Below are 16907 nucleotides of genomic sequence, written 5' to 3'. Positions count from 1 at the left end.
GACCGTAGCAAAATAGCTCTAAAAGCTCGTTTTGTCACAGTCTCTGTTTTAACTTAGATTAACTAACCATATTGAAGTGATTACGACGTACGTTTCACCTTAAACCAAGCAGCGTACATAGTCGGAAGGACCAGGAGTGTCAGGACTGTCGCTACGAACAATCCACTGGCGATGGCGACAGCCAGCGGCCCCCAGAAGACGCTGCGCATGAGAGGAATCATCCCCAGAATGGCCGCTGCCGCTGTCAACATGATAGGACGGAAACGCATGACTGCCGAGTCGATGACGGCATGCCACGGGTCTTCTCCGGCTGCCATGTGCTTCTGGATCTGATCAAGGAGGATGATGGAGTTACGGATGATCATCCCGCCCAGCGCCAGGATTCCCAGATAGGCCACGAATCCCAGAGACTTGCCAAAGAGAAGCATCCCCAGGGATACGCCAATGAGTCCCATAGGCGCCGTGACCAGTGCCAGTACCATCAGCGACGGGCTGCGGAGCTGGAACATGAGCAGGGTCATGATGATGATAATCATGACCGGCACGGGAACGAGCAGATAATTCAGTGATTTCTTGCTGTTTTCCAGCGCCCCGTCTACTTCAACGGTATATCCAAAAGGCATGCTTTCCCGGATATCGGCAATGGAATCATAGGCCTTCTGCGTTGCGTCGTTGGCCGTTCCCGACTTGATACCGCCATTGATGGTAATGGTCGGCTTTAGATCCCGGCGCCAGATGAGTCCGTCTTCCCCTTCATAGGAAATCCGGGCAATCTGTTCCAGTGGCACGTAACCAGCCTGGCCAACGTAGACAGGCAGGCTCTTGATCTTGGAAAGGTCATTGCGGTCGCTGTCCTGAAGGCGGAGCTGGATGCCGATGGTCTTATCGCCGGCATAATACTGCGCCACTGTAGCGCCGGACAATTCGGTGTACAGGGTCTGGGCAATATTCTGACCGGAAATTCCCATGGCCCGCAGTTTATTCTGGTCCAGTTCGACGTGCATGACCTTGTTTTTCTGATTCCAGTTGAGGAATACGTTTTCCGTATTGGGATCTTTGGCTATGCGGTCGGCAATCTGCTGGGCATAAGCTTTGACCTTATCCGTATCATAACCGGATACACGCAGCATGATGGGATAATCCGACGGCGGACCGAGAGGCACGTTCTTGACATTGCAGCGGACATTGGGGAACTGGTCCGCCATTTCCTGTTTGATTTCCTTCGTCAGTTTTTCCCTCGTGTCCGTGTCTTTGGCGACGACGACAAACTGGGCGTAGTTATTAGCCGGCAGGACCGGTTCAATGGTCAGGACAAACCGCGGTGCCCCTTCGCCGACATAGTAGGAATAATCCTTCAGCTGGGACTGCTGCGTGTCGAGATACTGGGCAAAACGGGCTGCCTCATTCTGGGTAGCCTGCATGGAAGACCCTTCAGGGAGGGTCATTTCCACAATCAGTTCGGGACGCAGGGACGGCGGGAAGAATTCCTGGGGAATGAGTTTCATGAGTCCCAGTGACAGGACAAACATAGCCGCCGTACCGCCGATAACTACCGCACGGTGTGTCAGGCACCAGGTCAGGACCTTGCGGAAGAACACGTAGAAGCGGCTCTGATACAATGGCTCCGGTTTTTCGTCTTTGCTGACTTTCGGCTTAATCAGATAATAGCCAAAGAGAGGTGCCACCATGACCGATACAATCCACGACAGGACCAGCGATGCCGTGATGACGGGGAACAGGTCTTTACAGAATTCCGAGGCGGCCCCGTCGGCAAAGGCGACGGGAATAAACCCGGCGCAAGTAATGAGCGTGCCCGTCAGCATGGGCTTGGCCGTCGCTTTGAAAGCATAGCAGGCCGCATCGACGCGGTTCATTCCCTTTTCCAACTGGACGGTCATCATTTCAACAGCAATGATGGCATCATCGACGAGAAGGCCCAGGGCGATGATGAGCGATCCCAGGGACACTTTATGCAGGTCAATGCCAAAGATTTCCATCACACAGAACACACCTGTAAGGACCAGAGGAATGCAGAATGCGACGACCAGTCCCGTACGAAGGCCCAAGCTCAGGAAGCTGACGATGAGGACGATGATAATGGCTTCCCGCAGGGTATTGATAAAGTCACTGATTGATTCCTTGACTACCTGCGGCTGATCCGACACCTGATGGATTTCCATGCCTGCCGGCAGGTCCGGCTTGACGCTCTGCTGCAATTTTTTCAGATTTTCACCGAGCTTCAGATTGTTGCCGCCGCTCTTCATGGACAGGGCAATGCCGACGGCCGGTTTGCCATTGTAAAACATCTTGGGATCCGACGGCTGGGTATATCTCCGTTCTACCGTCGCAATGTCGCCGAGGCGGAATACACGGCCATTGGCATTGATAGGCAGATTGCGGATGGCTTCCACATCTTCAAAGACGCCGGACAGGCGGAGGTACACATTGTCCGATTTCGTATCCACCATGCCGGCGGGCGTCATGGCGTTCTGTCCCTTGACGGCATCAGCAATAGCCGTCGGCGCAATGCCCAGTTCAGCCAGCTTGGAATTGGCCACTTCGATGTAAACCTTTTCCGATTGTTCTCCTACGAGTTCCACCTTGCTGACATCATCGACAGACATCATCATGCGGCGGATCTTTTCAGCCTTCTGGCGCAATTCCTCATAGGAATAGCCGTCGCCAGTGATGGCATAGATAGACCCGTAGACATCGTCGAAGCGGTCATTGTAATAGGGACCATACACACCATCGGGCAGGTCTTTTTTCATATCTTCCGTCAGGTTACGCACTTCATGCCAGGTACTGCGGATACTGTCCCGTGGCGCCTTATCATCGAGGTACACGTAAATAACCGACTGACCGGGACGGGAATAGCTTTTGATATAATCAAGGTTTGGCGTATCCTGCAGTTTCTTTTCGATTTTATCGGTTACCTGTTCCTGCATCTGCTCTGCCGTCGCGCCGGGCCAGGCTACGGAAACGACCATGGTCCGTACCGTATAAGTCGGATCTTCCATGCGGCCCAGTTTCATGTAGGAGAAAATGCCGGCAATAGCGATGAGGATGATAAAGTACCAGACGAGGACCCGGTTGTGGATAGAGACTTCCGATAAATTTCTCATTCATCTTCCCCCTCTACCCGTACGGTTTCACCGGCACTGAGCATGTGGACGCCGGCTGTCACGACTTTATCGCCACGGGTAAGGCCGGTAACCTGTACCGTATTGTCGCCAAAGTCCGTGACCGTTACATCTTTAAGGGACAGCGTATGATCACTTCCGACAACCCATACCTTTGGTGTATCCCCGGTCTGATAAATAGCCGAAATCGGCAGAGTAAAAGCGTCACCGGCAGATGCTTCTTCACTGCCGTTGGCCACCGTCGCCGTCATGCCGAGCTGCATTCCTTCCGGCGGATCGGGCAGGGAAATATCGACTTCATAGGTCCGCGATGCCGCATCTGCCATAGGCGATACTTCCCGTACGACGCCTTGTACATGCTGGCCCTGCAAGGCCCAGAAGGACACGGATACGGTCCGGCCAATGGGAAAATCGGCCAGCTTGTTTTCCGGCACGTTAACTTTGACTTCCAAATCCCCAGAGTGGACCAGGGTGACGACGGTCTGACCGGCTGCTACGACCTGTCCGACTTCTGCAGAGACAGATGAAATAACGCCGTCGGCATCGGCGGTGAGCTGCGTGTAGGACAACTGGTTTTCCTGGGCCTGCCGGGCTGCCAGGGCCTGATTATACTGGGCGGCAGCCTGGTCATACGCCGTCTGGTACTGATCGAGTACGGAGGCACTGATGGCATCGACCTGGTACAGCTGCTGATAACGGGCCAGATTCGACTGGGCCAGCTGCAGCTGGGCGGCCGCGGCGTCTACCTGGGCCTGTGTCTGATTGACGGCCTGGGCAATATCCCTGGGATTGACCGTCATGAGGACATCGCCGGCATGAACCTGGGAACCGAGCTGCACGTTCCGCGCCGTAATCCTGCCGCCTGCCTGGAAAGACAGGTTGCTCTGATACCGGCCTTTGACCGTACCGGAATAAGTTCCGGCCGTACTGCCAGCCGTATCACTGCCGGCGCGGATGACCTTGACCAGCTGGGCCTGTTCTGGTTGTTCCGTCTTCTGGCCGCATCCCGACAGGGCCAGTGCCAGCACGACCAGCAGGGCCAGTGCCGTATACGTTCCATTTTTCTTCATAATTTTATCTCCTTTACCGGGCCAAGTGCCGGGATATCGGCATGTGCCGCGTTTTCCGCAACGGCATGCATAATGTCCAGGGCCTTGTCCAACGCATGTTCATCAATACCCTGCACCAGCGCTTCTACCCATTTTTTCAAGATATTTTCCATCGTTCCCTGTAAGGACCAGGCTTTTTCTGTGAGATAAATATATTTAACCCGCCGGTCCTGCTCACTCTGATTACGGAAGAGGAACCCCTTCTCTTCCAAAGTCTTGACGCAGCGGGCGACCAGTGCCTTATCCGCTTTGATGGCTTTGCCTAATTCATTCTGCTGACATCCACTGCGTGTATACAGACTCATGAGGATGATGTACTCGGAATAGGACAGATTCCAGGGTTTGCAGATTTCCGTCACATAGGCCTGGGAACGCCGGTTTATGATGCCAAAATCATGACTGGCTTTAAGATAATCCATACAGCACGACTTCCTTTCTTTTAGTTGATTTAATCAACTAATTGCCTATAGTATAGCAAATTAAAGGTACAAGTGCAATATACATCGTCTGTTCCTCACAAAAAAACTGCCAGCCAGATTCTTATCCTCTGACTGACAGTAAGGGAATTTCCCTTTTCCGGCAGACCCTGATCTCATACACTGCCTATGAGATGATTCATCAGACCTTCCGTTCCTGATGCGGCCTCGGGAAAGCGGCGCAGATCCGTCTGTCCCTCCATAAAATCGAGGAAGGCACACATACTCTTTTCTATATCACAGCGGCTTTCCTCTGAGACAGTTTCCAGCAAAGCCTGCCGGTTCTGGTCGTACCGCCCAAGAATGGCCAATAAATGGCTGAAATCAGCCTGCTTCCCACTCCACTTCCGGCAGTCTTCCAAAAAAGCCTGACAGGCTGCTGTCAGAGATACGACCGATCCGGCCGTGCCCTGCCGGATACGCCAACTGTCCAGGACAGCCGAAAAAAAGGTGAACAACGTGATGACGGCCGTCCGTTCATACCGACACACCAGCAGATTGGCCTTCGGGCCCTGCTTATGACGGTGGCTGTCTGCTTTTTTGCAAAAGAACTGATAATCTCTCCACAGATCTTCCTGCAGCGATTCTTTCACTATATTCATATCACCATTCGAAAAAATAGTGACGCCAAACTTGGTTTTCAAGTCCATCACACTCCGGAAAACAAACTAAACGGACCTGCCACACATAAGGCAGGCCCGCTTCATCATACCGTTACATTCCGGCATCGCCCTATTTTTCAGGCAATTCACTCGTACAATGGGGACACCGTGTCGCATCGTCCGCAATGGGCTGACGGCAATACGGGCACAGGCGGGGTTCCGCTACCGGTTCCGGTTTGGGCAGCAGACGGTTCAGCTGACGGATGACGATAAAAATAGAAAAAGCAATGATGAGAAATTCCAGTACCGTATTCAGGAAAGCACCATAGGCAATGACGGGAATACCAGCCGCCTTTGCTTCTGCCAGACTTCCAACGTGCTGTGTACTGAGGGGAATAAAGAAATCGGAAAAATCAATACCTCCCAGGAGAACGCCGATAGGTGGCATGATGATATTATTAACTAATGACGTGACAATCTTGCCAAAGGCACCGCCGACTACGACGCCGACAGCCATATCCATGACATTGCCGCGCATAGCAAATTCTTTGAATTCCTTGATGAAACTCATTCCATCCACTCCAATCCGTTTTACATAGGAAACATTACATAGAACCTGTCTCATCATATACTAATCAGCGGATTTTTGCAATATGTTAAAACGAAAGGTTGTTCTTATTTTTTCCCACTGCTCAATTTCAGTAAATCGGGATTCTTTTTTGCCATTCGTTCGAGAATCTTGCTGTATCCGCCACTGCCATAATTCAGGCACCGCTTGATACGGCTGATCGTTGCCGTACTGGCCCCGGTCTTTTTGACGATATCTTCATAAATATCACCGGCCTTCAGCATCCGGGCTACTTCCAGACGGGATGAAATGGCTTTCATCTCCTGGATGGTACACAAATCTTCAAAAAACTCATAACATTCATCGATTGACTGGAGTTCCAGGATTGCCTGGAAAAGCTGGTCATGAAGATGATCCCTTAATTTTTCATTGACAGCCATGATGACACCTCACTTGCCGCTTTCATACTTTAGCATAGTAAATACTCTACCTTATTATAAAGCAGAACGGCCGCTCTGTCGATACCTCTTACATGGCAAATAAATCGAGTTGTTCATCTTCGGGCAAATCGTCCAAGCATCCTTCGGCCGTCATAGCATCAACAAGGGACTTGGACACTTTCCCGCGGATCTTCAAATCCGCTTTGGATGTAAAAGGCCGTTCCTCGCGGGCCGCTACAATCTGTTCGGCAACGTTGGCACCCAGTCCGTCAATAGCCGTGAATGGCGGCAGGATTTTCCCATCGCAGACGGTAAATTTCGTCGCTGCTGACCGTTTGATATCGACGTTCATGAAGGAATAGCCGCGAAGGCTCATTTCTTTCGCCAGTTCCAGAGCCGAATACAGATCCTGGTCTATTTTGGACGCGCTCTTACCCTGAGCCTTGATTTCCTTCATGACCTTCACCTGCGTATCCAGCCCATGGATCATGGCCGATAATTTGAAGGCCTTGGCGCGGATCGTAAAGAATGCCGCATAATACGCCAGGGGATAGTTGATCTTATACCAGGCAATGCGGAAGGCCATCATGACATAGGCAACGGCGTGGGCCCGGGGGAACAGGTAGCCGATCTTATGGCACGAGTCGATGAACCACTGTGGAATGTTCCCCGCTTTCAGTTCCCCTTCATAATCAGTCGTCTTCTGCCCGGCCTTGTTCAGTTTGTCAATACCCTTGCCTTTACGGACGTTTTCCATGACCTTGAAGCTCGTCTTGGGCTTGATGCCATGCTGGATGAGATAGTTCATGATGTCGTCACGGGTAGAGACGGCTTCTTTCAGCGGTACGACTTTATCACGGATCAGGTCCTGGGCATTGTTCAGCCAGACGTCTGTCCCATGGGAAAATCCGGAAATACGGACCAGTTCGGAAAAGGTTTTCGGTTTCGTATCGACCAGCATCTGGCGGACGAAAGGCGTACCGAATTCGGGGATTCCCAGACTTCCGACCTGGGAGCCCAGTTCTTCCGGCGTCAGTCCCAGGGCCTTCGTCGAACTAAACAGGCTCATCGTCGCCGGATCATCGAAGGGGATGGTCGTCGCCTTGATGCCAGTCAGATCTTCCAGCATGCGGATGACCGTCGGATCATCGTGGCCGAGAATATCCAGCTTGACCAGACGGCCTTCGATAGAATGATAATCGAAGTGGGTCGTAATGATGCCCGAATCCTTTTTGTTGGCCGGATACTGTACAGGCGTAAAATGATGGACATCCATGTCGCGGGGAATGACCATGACGCCGCCGGGGTGCTGTCCCGTCGTATTCTTTACGCCCGTACAGCCGGCGACGAGGCTGTTGACATAAGCGTCGTTGACTTTAATACCGCGGGCATCGGCCCATTTCATGACATATCCATAAGCCGTCTTGTCCTGGACGACGCCGGTCGTACCAGCCCGGAATACGTTATCTTTACCAAAAAGTTCTTCCGTGTATTTATGGGCTTTGGGATGGTATTCACCGGAGAAGTTCAAGTCGATATCCGGTACTTTGTCTCCGTCAAAACCAAGGAATATGGCAAAGGGGATATTATGGCCGTTCTTTTTCAGATCCGCCCCGCACTTCGGGCATTTCTTGTCGGGCAGATCGAAGCCGCCGCCATATTCGCCGTGGGTAAAAAACTCACTGTACTGACATTCAGGGCACACATAATGAGGTGGCAGCGGATTGACTTCCGTAATATCCGACATAGTCGCGACAAAGGACGAGCCGACGGATCCACGGGAGCCGACCAGGTAGCCATCATCATTGGAATGCTTGACCAGCTTGTGGGCAATGTAATACAAGACGCCGAACCCATGGCCCAGGATGGATGTGAATTCCTCAGTCAAACGGTCTTCTACGATCTGGGGAAGAGGATCGCCATAGATTTCATGAGCCTTGTCATAGCACATCTTTTTCAGTGCTTCCGAAGAGCCGGCAATCTGCGGGAAATATAGTGTTTCTTTGGGCACAGGCCGGACATGGTCGATCATGTCGTTAATCTTGTTGGGATTAGTGATGACTACTTCCCGGGCCCGGTCTTCACCCAGGTAGGAGAATTCCTGCAGCATTTCATCGGTCGTCCGGAAATACAGGTCCGGCTGATACTGGGCATCTTTAAAGCCCTTGCCGGTCATGAGGATTTCCCGGTATATCTTGTCTTCAGGATTGAGGAAATGAGCGTCGCAGGTCGCTACGGTCATTTTGCCCAGCTCATCGGCCAGACGGATGATAGTGCGGTTGATATTGCGCAGCCCTTCTTCATCTTGTACCAGCCCTTCCCGGACGAGGAACTGGTTATTGGTCAGGGGCTGGATTTCCAGATAATCATAATACGAGGCTATCTTCAGCAGTTCTTCATAGGGCAGGTTTTTCTGCACCATCGAGCGGACCAGCTCCCCTGCTTCACAGGCCGACCCCAGAATCAGGCCTTCGCGGTATTCATTGAGCACCGCCCGGGGGATACGTGGCCGCCCGCGGTAGATATATTTCAGGTGGGAAATGCTGACAAGTTTGTATAAATTGCGGATGCCTATCTGGTTTTTGGCCAGGATGACGATGTGATACGATTCATCTACTTTCGTATCGAACAGGTAGCCTTCCATTCCATAGATGACTTTGACGTTATTCGTCTTATCCGTTGAAATTTCCTGCAGCAGGGGAAAGGACTGGACGACGCCGTGGTCGGTGACGGCAATGGCCGGATGATGCCATTTTTTGACGGTCCTGATGAGCTGCTTGACCGTAATCAGGGCATCCATATCGCTCATGACCGTATGCAGGTGCAGTTCCACCCGCGGCGTCGGATTGGTATCTTCCCGTTCGACCGCACCGCCTTTGGAAGGCATGATGCTGTCCACGTTGAGGACATAGTCGTTGAGATAATCGCTGTATTTGACATCGCCATGGACGCGGACCCAGGCGCCTTCTTTCATGTTGCCCTTCAGGGCCTCCAGTTCTTCTGCGGTAATCGTATTGCGCCGGCGGTACTTGCTGTTGCTGCTGCCGCCGATGTCGAGGAATTTCTGGGCGGAAATACCATTGGTCTTATCGGCCATCTGGAAGTTCAGGATAATGCGTTTCGTCTTCGTTTCCCGGAACTCTACCCGCACCAGTTTGCCCCGGAAAATGACATCGGGCCGTTCTTCTCCCAGGACATCATTGATGGGCGTAACCTCGCCATCGACATATTTTCCCAGCCAGACGCGGCTGTCGCTTTGGGCCGGACTGGTGCTTCCCTTTTTACTGCTGTGCTTCGTACTGCTGTTTTCTTTGCCATTTCCTGCAGCAGCCGCACAGGCTTTCTGGTATTCCGGATCATCTTTGAGCCAGTCTTCTTCGTCGTTGACATCATATATATCTTCGTGAGGAATACCGTACCCATCCATATCATCACAACTGACCTGGACTGCACTATTCCACTCCGCTTCCGTCTGGCTGAGAGGGATATCGCCGCCGTGGCGTATAAATTCCACCTCATTTTCCAGCGTCACTTCTCCCGGCAGCTGCAACGCCTGGCAGACAGCCTGTTTCAACACGTCTGCATCAGTTACCTTCCAGTCCGATTTCGTGCGGACATGCCAGCGTGGGCCCGGGTCTTCTGCACAAATCTCATGGACCAGGACATAGTGGTCCTTATCGACAGGGATAGAAAATTCTTTTTTCGGGAGAATGTGCCAAATTTTCATAAGGTTTCCTTTCTATGTGATGTATCTCTACCGGGCTTACTCGTCGTCAGCCGCTTCACTGTCACTGCCATCGGCCCCGTCACCGCTATCCGTTTCAGAAACGGCCGGTTCAGGGATCTTCGTCGGGTCATGGGGAGCGTTGATCATGGCGTCCTGAGGCTGTTCTCCATCGAGATTCGTCGTCTGCACGACTTCTTCTGAAGAATCGCCCGGCGTGAGGATGATTTCCGTATTAGGGTCATAGTGGGATACAATCGTATCGGTATAATGATCCCCGTCCGTATAGTTGATGGTACGGCGGATGGTAATATCATGTCCGTCGTAGCCTTCCTGGTCCCGTTTATCTTCCGTCACTTTGTCATCATGACGACGTACGACGCGATGAGGCAGGGTTTTCTGGGATACGGTGTTAAAGGTCACGTTGCACGTGTCAGCGTGATTGCCAAGGATATAGACGGTTACGGATGCGTCGCCCATTTCCGTGTAAATATACACAGGGCGGGTAAAGGGATTGGTAAAAGCAAAATCCAGTGAATCGTCGGCTACGGTAGCGTCCATGCCGACGGGCACATACCCTGCCGGGGCGTAGTGGGGCGAACGGCTGGCGATGATCATGCCGGCCCTAAGAGCTGCATTGAATAAGGTCGTGCTGACCTGACAGACACCGCCGCCGGCATCGAGGACGACTTTATTGTCGAAATAGACAGGGGCATCTTTATATCCTTTTTCTCTCGTCCGTTTGCCAACAGTCTTATTGAAGGAACAATCTTTCCCGGCCGGGACGAGCGTATCGTTCAGCGCTTTCTGGGCGATGCGGATGTTATCATCGCGGTTATCATTTTTCCCATCGAAGTGGGTCGTATAATAGGAAAGGACAGTGTCGATACTCTTGAGGTCCTTTTCTTTAATCTGCGCTTCTTTACGGGCCGTGACCGGTACTTCTACCGTATCAGTCCTGCCGTCGCCCAATTCGTCGAGGACAGCCGACTGCAGGGCTTCCGAATCGATGGTAATCTGGTCCCGTTCTTTCTGGATGGTAACACCGCTTCCATCAGGCCGGGCATGGGCGTTGCGCGGTTCCTGATCGTACCGGTCGTGCATGTCGCCGATGTACGATGCGAGTTTCTCTTCATCGACGGCTATGGACAGAGGAACATCCCGGCCAAAGCGCAGAATAGAAATGACATCAGCAACCCGTCTGACTGGCGAACCGGTGCGGCCGACGAGGAACAGCGCATCGTTGATACGCTGCCGGTCAAAATGGGCATCGACTTTTCCAAGGGGCAGCGTTTCATCGACATCATCGGCGGTAAAATGCACCGATTGTTTCTGCAGGTCACCTTCGCGTTTATCGAGAAATTCCCGCACATCTTCTTCGGTCATTTCCGTAACCGGCTTTCCTTCGAGTGTCACCATCGACGCGGCTTTGCTCTGGGCTGCAAAAAAACTGCCCGATGCGGCAATGCAGATGCCAATGATTACAGCGGCTATTTTTTTCAGCCGGTTGGGGTGTTCTTTGATGCCGTGTTTTTCCCGATAGCGGCGGCGGTATTCTTTCATTCGTTCTTTACGTGCTTTTTCTTCGTCCTGCAATTTAAACCCTGCCTTTATTGCTGCAATACAAACAGATGAGCTGCTCCATATCCATGGACTGGGCCGTCCCTCTGCGTATATTGAGTTGTAATGTAAAAATCTGGAGGAGTAATTCGTCCAGCTCCTCTATTTTCCAATAAGATGCTATTTTTTTCAAGTGGTATAACGCATATTTTACCGGTTTCCCTTTATTGACCCTGGTCAGGACCTGTTCAGACTGCTTTTCTTTCATCCCTGCCGCCTGTAGTTCTTTATATGCCCGCAGGAGGCGCAGCCGGGACAACATATACCCCGTATTTTTCAAGAAAGCATCCTGGCGGCTGAACAGACTGGAAATAAAAGGAATCGTGTGACGGCCGTCCCGGCGCAGGAAGTAATCCATAAAGGTAAAGAGATTTTTTTCCATAGTGCCGGAAAAGAGGGACGTCAGATGGGTTGTTTCTATTTCCCTTGTCCCGTCGGGGAGCATGATGCACAACTTGTCCAGTTCAGAAAACACGTACTGCAGCGGGATAGCATCCCAGGTCTGGAACAGTCCCCGCAGATAACGGTCGGCGGAAGGAGACAGATGCAGTCCCCGTCCGTTCATATATGAACTGACATAGGTCATGACCGTCTTGTCCGTAACCGGCTGGCATTCTGCCACTTCAGCCAGCTTTTTAACTTCCTTGAAGAACACACAGCCCGTATCGAGTCTGCTTGTTTCCTTCGGAAATTTAATGACAAATAAAAGCCCGTTCCCTTCAGGGATTGCCGCCAGCTGTTCCAGGAACCACGTTTCTTCTTTAGTGAGCTTGCTGCGGGACCTCCCGCCCCGTTTGATGGGAAGGTACGGACAGTCATGCCAGATGCAGACATTTGTACCGCCAAAGAGAGACGACGACTGGAACGCCTCTACGACCTGGGCAGGCGCGGCATCTTTGCCAAAGACAGAAAGTTCCGGTTCTTCTCCTGCCCGTTTCCGGAATGCCTCCAGGAACGATTGCTCTTCCCGATGCATTAGATACGTTTCACTGCCATATATGATTTTTACCTGTTTCAAACCATTCACCACCTGACCGTACGGTCCAGCATCCCCTGCGCCAGGAAAGAATGACAGCTCCGTCTTCTTCCGGCGTCACACAGGGTATATCGTAAAGAGCTGCCGTCTCGCACCATCGCTTCCACTGGACATCCCGGGGGCCGCTGCGGTGCAGGATCAAAAAGTCAGCATCCCGGGGAAACGCCGTCCGGCCCGCCTGGCGCAGCGACTGGACTTCCAGCACGGAGCCCGATGGAAACTGTCTGGGTAGAGACGTTTCATATAAGTAGTACGGGACCCCTGTCTGAATTAGTCCGGCAGCATCACCATCGACCGGCTCAGTCACAACCTGGAGGTCGCCGATCGTAAAATCCTGCCGCAGCTGCGCTTCTGCCGGTCCGGCATCGCCACTGACCCATACCCGGTCCAGATGAAATATACCACAATGCCGCAGGGCCGGCGTGAGGGCGCAGGCTATTTGTCCTTCATGGGACCACTGGCTCTTATTATACCACAGGCAGGCCGAAGTATCATCATAGACGATGCAGGTTGCCCGGTCATTTCCCATATCATAACTGTAAATCATGATTTCCGGCCGGGTATAGACGGCATACAGAGTAGAAACGAGGAACAGAATACCTGCCATACGCAGCAGCACCTTACGGTATGGCGGCAAAAAGAACAGACCGGTCAGTACGAGATAATAGGCAGCCGAGGTGTACACCGGCCAGGCCCCCTGCCAGAAACGGCTATATGGCAGGGAGGAAATGAAATAATTGCCCTTGACGGCAAGACTCAGCAGAGGCTGCAAGACGTAAAGCAGTACCTGGCCCAGAGGCAGTACGGCCATTCCCAGTACAGAAGCGGCGAGTCCCAGCAGGATGACGAAGTCCAGGACGGGCGCAACCAGCAGATTGGCCAGCAGGGAGTATACGGGCAGTGCTGAAAAATAGTGCAGCAAAAAGGGAATGAGCAGCAGCTGGGCACAGATGCAGACGCTGATACCAGAACGCAAGAACGACGGCAGGAAGGAAAACCATCGTTCTACCGGGCGCTGGAGCAGCACGATGCCTGCCGATGCCCCGCAGGACAACTGAAAAGACAGGTCAAAGAGCAGGTAGGGACTATATAGCAGCATAGCTATAATTGCCAGAGCCAAGGCGTGACAGGCCGTGTACTGCCGGCGGACTGTCAGGCTGTAGGCAGATATAAGACCCATGAGAGACGAGCGGATGACCGGCGCCGTCCCTTCGGCCAGCGCACCGTATACAATGACGACGACGGCAGAAAGGATGAACAGGGGCTTTTCCCGCAAAGAAGCCAGTCTCCCCAGTATCTGTACGGCTGCCAGCAACAAAGAAATGTGAGACCCCGATACGGACAGGATATGGATCAGTCCGGTAACACTGAAACTCTCCAGCAGGGACGGAGGCAGGTCATCATAGTGACCGCCAAAAAGGAGACTGCTCAGGATATAGGCATTGTCCCTGTCCAGGACGGTCTGGTACATATGGGTCAGATACTGCCTCAGACGCCATAGCTGACAGAGTATCCCCCGGCCTGGCTCCAGTGTTTCTATTTTCGTATCGGGTACCGTGTATCCTTTCAGAAAAATCGATTGTTCCCGGTCCCGGTGCCTGGCATCGTACAGGCCGGGATTCCCGTAATAGGTGAGCTCTTTCAGGTTCAGTCTCAGCCCGAGGCGCTCCGATGGAGGGTGGACGGGACTGGCCGGAAGGGTGACATATATACTCCCCTTTCCCCTGTGCCATGCCGGATCGTCCGGGAATGCAAAATAGTCCATGTCGATGACATAGCGGCTCATCGTTCCCTGCTCCGTTTCATAAGAATGTTTCTTTTCCTTCACCGTCCCTTCTACATATACTTCCATTCCTGCCAGATACGCAGGCAGCGCTTCATACTGTCTGCTTTCCCAGGCCAGTCGGAAGAGGCCCAGCGAAAACATCAGGCATAATAACAAAATCAGGGCCCAGCGCATGCGATGCCTCAAGGCCCACATAGCGGGCAGGCAGAACCCTGCTCCGGCCAGTCCGGCGGCCGCCGGGACCGGCACGATATCCGCTGCGATGATGCCACAGGCAAAAGCCAGGGCGGCGAAAATACTGATATAGGTCATACGGTCACCTTATCCTTTAACTTTTCATACTTGGCAGCACCAATGCCTTTGACCTGCTGCAGCTGCTCACACTCGGTAAATCCTCCGTGTTCATCCCGGTACTCGATGATGTGTTTTGCCATGGCGGGGCCGATGCCGGGAAGACCGGTCAGTTTCTTTTCATCAGCCTCATTGATATTGATCTTACCATCACTATCTGCTGCAGGAGGTACGCCATCGAGATTGTATGGCAGGTGGATCTGCATGCCATCTTCGATGCGGGAAGCATAGTTTACGGCCGACGCCTCAGCGTACGGGAGTGCATCGCCTGCCGCGTGGACGGCATCGCCGACGGTGACGGCATGAGTAAAGGAATACAGGCCGGGCTTTCTGACGGCACCGGTAATATACACGATATAGTCCGGTTTTTCCACCTCTTCTACGACAGGGGCCTGCGGTACGGGCGACACATGGGGCAGACCTTCGTTCCAGACAAATCCGATGATTAACAGGACACAACCGATTATTATAAAAAATTTTTTCATCATTCTTCCTCCCATTATCTGCTGATATATTTTCCGTTTATAAACAAAAAAACAGCCTCTGATACACATAGGTATCAAAAAGCTGTTTCCTTAAAGGACTAAACATTCACTTACCAATTTCCCCGTTTTTTCCAGAAGCTGACGTGCAGCATAGCCAGGACGGTGAATAATTCCAGCCGCCCGAGGAGCATGGAAATACACAATATGGCCTTGGAAAAATTGGACAGGCCGGCATAGGTGCAGGTAGCGCCGGTAATGCCGAACGACGGGCCGATACAGCCCATGGTCGTGACGCTGATGCCGATGGCGTCAAAAATGCCGATGCCGTCGAAGGTCAAAAGCAGTGCCCAGAAAGCGATGAACGCCAGGTACAGGAAAAAAAACTGGTTGACCCGGATAATCGTGTCCTGGCTGATGAGCTGGCCATTCATCCTGACATCCATGACCATCCGGGGGTGAAGTTTTTCCCGGACAGCCGCCACGAGAGAGCGGCACAGGATGACGACACGGGAAATCTTGATTCCCGCCGCCGTAGAACCGCTGCAGCCGCCGCTGATCATCAAAAGCAGGAGGATTCCCTTGGAAAAGGAAGGCCACTGATCGTAATCGGCCGAGACAAACCCCGTCGTGGCAATGGACGCAGCCTGAAATGAAGAAAAGCGCAGGGCCGTAACGATGTCGGCACCGAAGGCATGTATCAAATCGGCGGCGATGCATACGGTCGCCAGGAACAGGATGAGCAGGTAGGCTTTAAATTCCGTATTTTTCTTCAGGACATGGAACCCTTTGCGGTATAACTGATAATATAAGCCAAAATTACCACCAGCCAGAATCATAAAAAAAGTCATCCAGCCTTCCACAGCCGCGCTTTCAAAATGAGCAGCACTGTCATTAAACGTAGAGAATCCGCCGGCTGAAATGGTAGACATGGCGTGGTTGAGGGCACTGAAGAAATCCATGCCGCAGAGCATGAAAATGACGAAGGCAATGGCCGTAAAAGTCATATAAATGCGGAACAGGACGCCGGTCATATCCCTGAGGCGCGGCAGCAGGCGGTCCGTCGCCGGCCCGGCTGATTCGGCATTATGAAGATAGAGCGTATTCTGCCCTGCTGCCGGCAGAAGGGCAATGAAAATGACGACGATGCCCAATCCTCCCAACCAGTGGGTCATGCTGCGCCAGAATAAGATACTGAAGGGCAGACTCTCTATATCTTCAATGACCGTCGCTCCCGTACCGGTAAAACCGGAAATGCTCTCAAACACGCCGTCGATGAGATTCAGATATCCGCCTGTCACGTACGGAATCATTCCCAGGAAGGTGGCCAAAAGCCAGCCCAGGCCGGTAATGGCTATACCTTCGCGGATGGTCAGATGCTTGGTTCTCACCCTGCCGTACCGGAGAAGAAGAATCCCGCAGGCAATCATGCTGCCAATGGCCATGATAAAAGCTCCGGTACACTCATCACCAAAGCCCAGTGCCAGAAGCAGCGGAACGCAGGTTACACCCGATTCGGCTATCGATATTCTCCCTAAAAACCGGCAGACTACACGTAAATCCATAACAA

12 protein-coding genes are annotated in these 16907 nt (G+C 52.5%); all 12 read right to left on the bottom strand.

Going from position 1 to position 16907, the window contains the following annotated elements:
- Window positions 1-80 precede the first annotated feature (80 nt).
- The 12 genes from ACGTIC_RS07410 to ACGTIC_RS07355 all read right to left on the bottom strand — a co-directional run bounded on the left by ACGTIC_RS07410 (window position 81) and on the right by ACGTIC_RS07355 (window position 16902).
- The gene (locus ACGTIC_RS07410) at window positions 81-3125 is read right to left on the bottom strand and encodes an efflux RND transporter permease subunit (RefSeq protein ID WP_113856056.1); all 3045 of its coding nucleotides are present in this window, start codon (window positions 3123-3125) and stop codon (window positions 81-83) included.
- Window positions 3122-4213 (bottom strand): efflux RND transporter periplasmic adaptor subunit, encoded by a 1092-nt coding sequence (locus ACGTIC_RS07405; protein ID WP_113856057.1) that lies wholly within the window; start codon window positions 4211-4213, stop codon window positions 3122-3124. The genes ACGTIC_RS07410 and ACGTIC_RS07405 overlap by 4 nt, the downstream gene beginning before the upstream one ends.
- A complete protein-coding gene (locus ACGTIC_RS07400; RefSeq protein ID WP_113856058.1) occupies window positions 4210-4671 on the bottom strand; it encodes a MarR family winged helix-turn-helix transcriptional regulator in 462 nt (153 codons plus the stop codon). Before ACGTIC_RS07400 ends, ACGTIC_RS07405 begins: the two co-directional genes overlap by 4 nt.
- A 173-nt stretch (window positions 4672-4844) precedes the next feature.
- Window positions 4845-5372: a hypothetical protein gene (locus tag ACGTIC_RS07395; RefSeq protein WP_162816264.1), complete on the bottom strand. Its 528-nt coding sequence runs from the start codon at window positions 5370-5372 to the stop codon at window positions 4845-4847.
- Between the two features lie 88 nt (window positions 5373-5460).
- The gene (gene mscL, locus ACGTIC_RS07390) at window positions 5461-5901 is read right to left on the bottom strand and encodes a large conductance mechanosensitive channel protein MscL (protein ID WP_059077161.1); all 441 of its coding nucleotides are present in this window, start codon (window positions 5899-5901) and stop codon (window positions 5461-5463) included.
- A 104-nt stretch (window positions 5902-6005) separates the two neighbouring features.
- Complete coding sequence (locus ACGTIC_RS07385; RefSeq protein WP_059077160.1) at window positions 6006-6338, bottom strand: YerC/YecD family TrpR-related protein; 333 nt, start codon at window positions 6336-6338, stop codon at window positions 6006-6008.
- Between the two features lie 88 nt (window positions 6339-6426).
- On the bottom strand, window positions 6427-10065 hold the full coding sequence (locus ACGTIC_RS07380; RefSeq protein WP_113856060.1) for a PolC-type DNA polymerase III: 3639 nt from the start codon (window positions 10063-10065) through the stop codon (window positions 6427-6429).
- A gap of 36 nt (window positions 10066-10101) precedes the next feature.
- Window positions 10102-11658 carry a VanW family protein gene (locus ACGTIC_RS07375; protein ID WP_257536528.1) on the bottom strand — a complete coding sequence of 519 codons (1557 nt, stop codon included), beginning with the start codon at window positions 11656-11658 and terminating at the stop codon, window positions 10102-10104.
- 1 nt (window position 11659) lies between these two features.
- Window positions 11660-12700, bottom strand: a complete 1041-nt coding sequence (holA, locus tag ACGTIC_RS07370) for a DNA polymerase III subunit delta (protein ID WP_072235740.1) — start codon at window positions 12698-12700, stop codon at window positions 11660-11662.
- A complete protein-coding gene (locus ACGTIC_RS07365; RefSeq protein ID WP_113856062.1) occupies window positions 12669-14816 on the bottom strand; it encodes a ComEC/Rec2 family competence protein in 2148 nt (715 codons plus the stop codon). The genes holA and ACGTIC_RS07365 overlap by 32 nt, the downstream gene beginning before the upstream one ends.
- Window positions 14813-15343 (bottom strand): helix-hairpin-helix domain-containing protein, encoded by a 531-nt coding sequence (locus ACGTIC_RS07360; RefSeq protein WP_236699690.1) that lies wholly within the window; start codon window positions 15341-15343, stop codon window positions 14813-14815. The genes ACGTIC_RS07365 and ACGTIC_RS07360 overlap by 4 nt, the downstream gene beginning before the upstream one ends.
- Window positions 15344-15450: 107 nt before the next feature.
- On the bottom strand, window positions 15451-16902 hold the full coding sequence (locus tag ACGTIC_RS07355) for a TrkH family potassium uptake protein (protein WP_113856063.1): 1452 nt from the start codon (window positions 16900-16902) through the stop codon (window positions 15451-15453).
- Window positions 16903-16907 lie beyond the last annotated feature (5 nt).

This window comes from Megasphaera hexanoica, from assembly GCF_043520715.1.
GTDB classification, from domain to species: Bacteria; Bacillota; Negativicutes; order Veillonellales; family Megasphaeraceae; genus Megasphaera; species Megasphaera hexanoica.
Note: the sequence above shows the minus strand (reverse complement) of the source record. Positions and strands in the feature narration are given on the sequence as shown.

Coding starts and splice junctions, on each gene's coding strand:
- ACGTIC_RS07410 (WP_113856056.1), bottom strand. CDS start 3,125: ATGAGAAATTTATCGGAAGTCTCTATCCACAACCGGGTCCTCGTCTGG.
- ACGTIC_RS07405 (WP_113856057.1), bottom strand. CDS start 4,213: ATGAAGAAAAATGGAACGTATACGGCACTGGCCCTGCTGGTCGTGCTG.
- ACGTIC_RS07400 (WP_113856058.1), bottom strand. CDS start 4,671: ATGGATTATCTTAAAGCCAGTCATGATTTTGGCATCATAAACCGGCGT.
- mscL (WP_059077161.1), bottom strand. CDS start 5,901: ATGAGTTTCATCAAGGAATTCAAAGAATTTGCTATGCGCGGCAATGTC.
- ACGTIC_RS07385 (WP_059077160.1), bottom strand. CDS start 6,338: ATGGCTGTCAATGAAAAATTAAGGGATCATCTTCATGACCAGCTTTTC.
- ACGTIC_RS07380 (WP_113856060.1), bottom strand. CDS start 10,065: ATGAAAATTTGGCACATTCTCCCGAAAAAAGAATTTTCTATCCCTGTC.
- ACGTIC_RS07365 (WP_113856062.1), bottom strand. CDS start 14,816: ATGACCTATATCAGTATTTTCGCCGCCCTGGCTTTTGCCTGTGGCATC.
- ACGTIC_RS07360 (WP_236699690.1), bottom strand. CDS start 15,343: ATGATGAAAAAATTTTTTATAATAATCGGTTGTGTCCTGTTAATCATC.
- ACGTIC_RS07355 (WP_113856063.1), bottom strand. CDS start 16,902: ATGGATTTACGTGTAGTCTGCCGGTTTTTAGGGAGAATATCGATAGCC.